Genomic DNA, 3,338 nt, shown 5'->3' with positions numbered 1-3,338 from the left:
ATGCGGAAGTCAATCAAAGGATCTAGATCGGCCTTGCGTCCGGCGAACAACGAGCGTCAGCGTTGGCCGAACAAGCGCCCATCGATGGTGACGAGGCCCAGCCCGATCAATGCCATGCCGCCCATTTCGAACAGCTCGAGCCGCTCTCCCAGGAACAGGAAACCGAGTAGCATGGCGCTAACCGGCACGATGAGCGTGACCAGCGAGGCGTTGGTGGCGCCGGCCGAGGCGACAAGGATGAAATAGAGAATGTAGGCGAAGGCGGTGGAGAGCAGCGCCAGCCCCAGCACCGCCGCCCAGACAGGTGGCGAGGCCGCAAACAAACCGCCTGGACCATGGGCGAGGAGCACGACCGGGATCATGATGATGGTCGAGGCGGTCAATTGTCCGGTGGCGATGACCGGCGATGGCACGCCCTTGAAGCGGCGGGCGATCATCAGCGCGATAGCGTAGGACAGCGAGGCGCCGATCAGCGCGAATTTCGCCCAGACCGGACCGCCGAGCCCGGCAAGCAGGCCGGGACCGATCATCACCGCCGTGCCGGCGATGCCGAGCGCAATGCCGGCAAGCTTGTTCCAGGACAGTTTCTCGTCAGATGTCAGCGCATTGGCGAGGACCAGGGTCCAGAACGGCGTGGTGGCGTTGAGCACCGAGGCGATACCGGCGCCAAGTTCTGTCTGGCCGGCGAAGATCAGCGAGAAAGGGACGACATTGTTGGCAAGCGCCAGCAGGAATAACAGGCCTGCGTGCGGGCGGGCGAGGCGGAAGGAAGGGCCGCGCACCGCCAGATAGAGCTGGAGCGCTGCCGCCGCGATGGCGACACGAAACAGCACCAGCACCAGGGGCGAAAGTTCCGAGACGGCGATGCGGGCGAAGAAGAACGACCCGCCCCAGATCGCGCCGAGCAAAAGCAGCTGTCCCCAATCGGCAAGCGTCATCGGGCCGCGAGCCGTGGCGGTGGCTGCTGCTGTTGCCATATGCTTGCCCTCCCGGACCGTCGGAATGCCAATCCTGTCGAATGTCCTGTTCAAGCCATATGCGGTTCCGAAGCAAGGGCCACCCGAAACCTGGCGGCTGGCCTAGCTCTTCCCACAACCGGCTTAGCTCAGCAGCCGTAACAGGCCGAGACACAGAATTGTTTTCTTTGGCCGCTAGCTTGGATTAATTGTGCGCAGCCTAGTTTGAGGGATTCGTCCATGCAGCGATTCGAGAATGCCCGCGAGGCGGCGCTGGCGCTTCGTCCGGACGATCCGGTCTATTGTTTTCGCCCGCAGGTGCTGAGGGCCGACGCCCTGCAGTTCATGGGCATGTTTCCCGGCAAGACGGCCTATGCAGTCAAGACCAATGGCGAGCAGATCGTGCTGAAGGCGCTGGCCGAGGCTGGCGTCACCGCTTTCGACGTGGCTTCGCCCGGCGAGTTCGCCGCCGTGCGCGCCGTCTCCCCCGATGCCGAGATGCTCTACATGCATCCGATCAAAGCGCAGTCTGACATCAAGCTGGCGCTGGAGAAATACGGCATCCGCGTCATCTCGCTCGACCATGAGGACGAGATCACCAAGCTGACCAGGGTGGTGCGGGCGCTCGACATCGATCCTGGCGCCATCACTGTCTTTGTGCGCATTCAGACAAAGGGATCGGCCGCCTACGAACTGTCGAAGAAGTTCGGCGCCGGGCCGGCCAATGCGGTGGAACTCGCCGAGCGGCTCAACCGCACCGGCTACAAGGTCGGGCTCTGCTTCCATGTCGGCAGCCAGATCGAGGACCCGGACACCTATGAGCGGGCGCTGGCCTCGGCAGACTGGGTGCGCAACCGACTGACCTTCGACATTGCCGGGCTCGATGTCGGTGGCGGCTTTCCGGCCGAGTATGGCCATGATCCCAACCGCAAGCAGGTCGAAATGCCATCGCTCGGCCAGATCATGTCGCGGCTGTCGGGCGACATCAAGGAATACCAGTTCGACCAGATGCCGCTGGTGGCGGAGCCCGGACGGGTGATCGTTGCGCGCTGCCTGTCGCTGATCGTGCGCGTGCTCTTGCGCAAGGGCAAGCGGCTCTACATCAATGACGGTATCTGGGCATCGTTGTCGGATTCATGGACGGGCAAGATCACGCTACCGGCGCGCTTCATCCCGGATCCGGCGATCCGTTCGCGCAACGGCGAAGAGAAGAACATCGTGCCGTTCAAGGTCTGCGGCGCGACCTGCGATTCCGTCGACATCCTGTCCAGACCATTCTGGCTGCCGGAAACGGTCGACACCGGCGACTGGATCGAGATCGGCCATATCGGGGCTTACTCATTGTCGCTGCGGACCCGCTTCAACGGCTTCTTCCCCGACACTTTCGTCGAGGTGACGACACCGTTCGACGAGGGCGATGCGCCGCAGGGTTTCGCGAGTTTGGAGACGATGGCGGATTGAAATCCGTTGGAGATGGCCTACCAGCCGATCATTCTTACGAAATTGTCAAATTTCTCGATGCCCAGTGGCGCAGGATAGCGTCTGCTGAATTCGGCCGCCTTGAAGGGCTTTGAAAAGTAGGTGAACTTCCACTCACGACGGTCGGGGAGGTAGTCAACGCGCAGGTTTTCGCGGTTGAATTCAATGGGATTGTTCACGCTGATGACCAACGTGTGCATCGAAGTGAAAGCGTGGAATCTGCCCTCCGCATAGGCAGAACGGATGTGGCGAATGAGATCGACCAAAGGCTGTTGATCGAACGATTCTTGGATAAGTGAAGCGTAGAATGCCTCGATGTCAGCCCACGGTTTCGGAGACGCGGTAATCGGCGTGTAGCCGTTCTTCGGGTCGAAGCCGCTCATACATTGCTTTCAACGTGCTCGCGCCAACGACTACAGCCTCGCCAAAAGCTCCGGCGTGGGCCAACCGTCCACCGGGAGGCCAAGCCGCATCTGTTCCTTGCGGATTGCCTCGCGGGTGTTGGTGCCGAGGATGCCGTCGACTGTGCCGACATCGTAGCCTTTGGCTTCGAGCTTCGTCTGCAGCGCCTTCATCTGATCGCCGCTGAGGCCGGGTTCGGGATCGCGTGGATCGAGTTGTGGGGCGCCCGCCAGCCGGGCGGCAAGGTTGGCCGCGGTCAGCGCGTAGGTGAAGGACTGGTTCCATTCGAGATAGACGTCGAAATTGTCGTAGGTGAGGAAGGCCGGTCCCTTGCGGCCCATCGGCAGCGCCAGTCCGGCCTTGAGGCCGTTGTCGATGAGCGGCGTGCCGTCCGGGTTGGTGACGCCCCAGGCGGCCCATTGCGGCAAAGGCAGCTTGTTGGTGCGGCCGGTCTGGTCCCAGGGCATGTCGTCGGGCGCCCGGACTTCCTCGATCCAGGGC

General features: G+C 62.3%; 4 protein-coding genes. 1 reads left to right on the top strand and 3 read right to left on the bottom strand.

Translation table 11 applies throughout. The features are described 5' to 3' along the window. Window positions 1-56: 56 nt before the first annotated feature. Window positions 57-977 (bottom strand): DMT family transporter, encoded by a 921-nt coding sequence (locus EN781_RS29140; RefSeq protein WP_127400576.1) that lies wholly within the window; start codon window positions 975-977, stop codon window positions 57-59. A 219-nt stretch (window positions 978-1,196) separates the two neighbouring features. Here EN781_RS29140 and EN781_RS29135 point away from each other — a divergent pair, with 219 nt between their 5' ends. Then, window positions 1,197-2,417 carry an alanine racemase gene (locus tag EN781_RS29135; protein WP_126053878.1) on the top strand — a complete coding sequence of 407 codons (1,221 nt, stop codon included), beginning with the start codon at window positions 1,197-1,199 and terminating at the stop codon, window positions 2,415-2,417. A gap of 17 nt (window positions 2,418-2,434) precedes the next feature. Here the strand turns inward: EN781_RS29135 and EN781_RS29130 are convergent, their stop codons facing one another. Together EN781_RS29130 and EN781_RS29125 are read right to left on the bottom strand one after the other, a co-directional pair. After that, window positions 2,435-2,818, bottom strand: a complete 384-nt coding sequence (locus EN781_RS29130; RefSeq protein WP_126053879.1) for a hypothetical protein — start codon at window positions 2,816-2,818, stop codon at window positions 2,435-2,437. Window positions 2,819-2,848: 30 nt separating this feature from the next. Further along, on the bottom strand, window positions 2,849-3,338 hold a 490-nt coding region (locus EN781_RS29125; RefSeq protein WP_189347917.1), incomplete at its 5' end, for a peptidoglycan-binding protein.

Source organism: Mesorhizobium sp. M4A.F.Ca.ET.090.04.2.1, from assembly GCF_003999085.1.
Lineage (GTDB): Bacteria > Pseudomonadota > Alphaproteobacteria > Rhizobiales > Rhizobiaceae > Mesorhizobium.
The sequence above is the reverse complement of the archived record's forward strand: the minus strand, read 5'-3'. Positions and strand labels throughout refer to the sequence as shown.

Excerpts from the sequence above, each read along its gene's own strand:
- EN781_RS29130 (WP_126053879.1), bottom strand. The coding sequence starts at position 2,818 with ATGAGCGGCTTCGACCCGAAGAACGGCTACACGCCGATTACCGCGTCT.
- EN781_RS29135 (WP_126053878.1), top strand. The coding sequence starts at position 1,197 with ATGCAGCGATTCGAGAATGCCCGCGAGGCGGCGCTGGCGCTTCGTCCG.
- EN781_RS29140 (WP_127400576.1), bottom strand. The coding sequence starts at position 977 with ATGGCAACAGCAGCAGCCACCGCCACGGCTCGCGGCCCGATGACGCTT.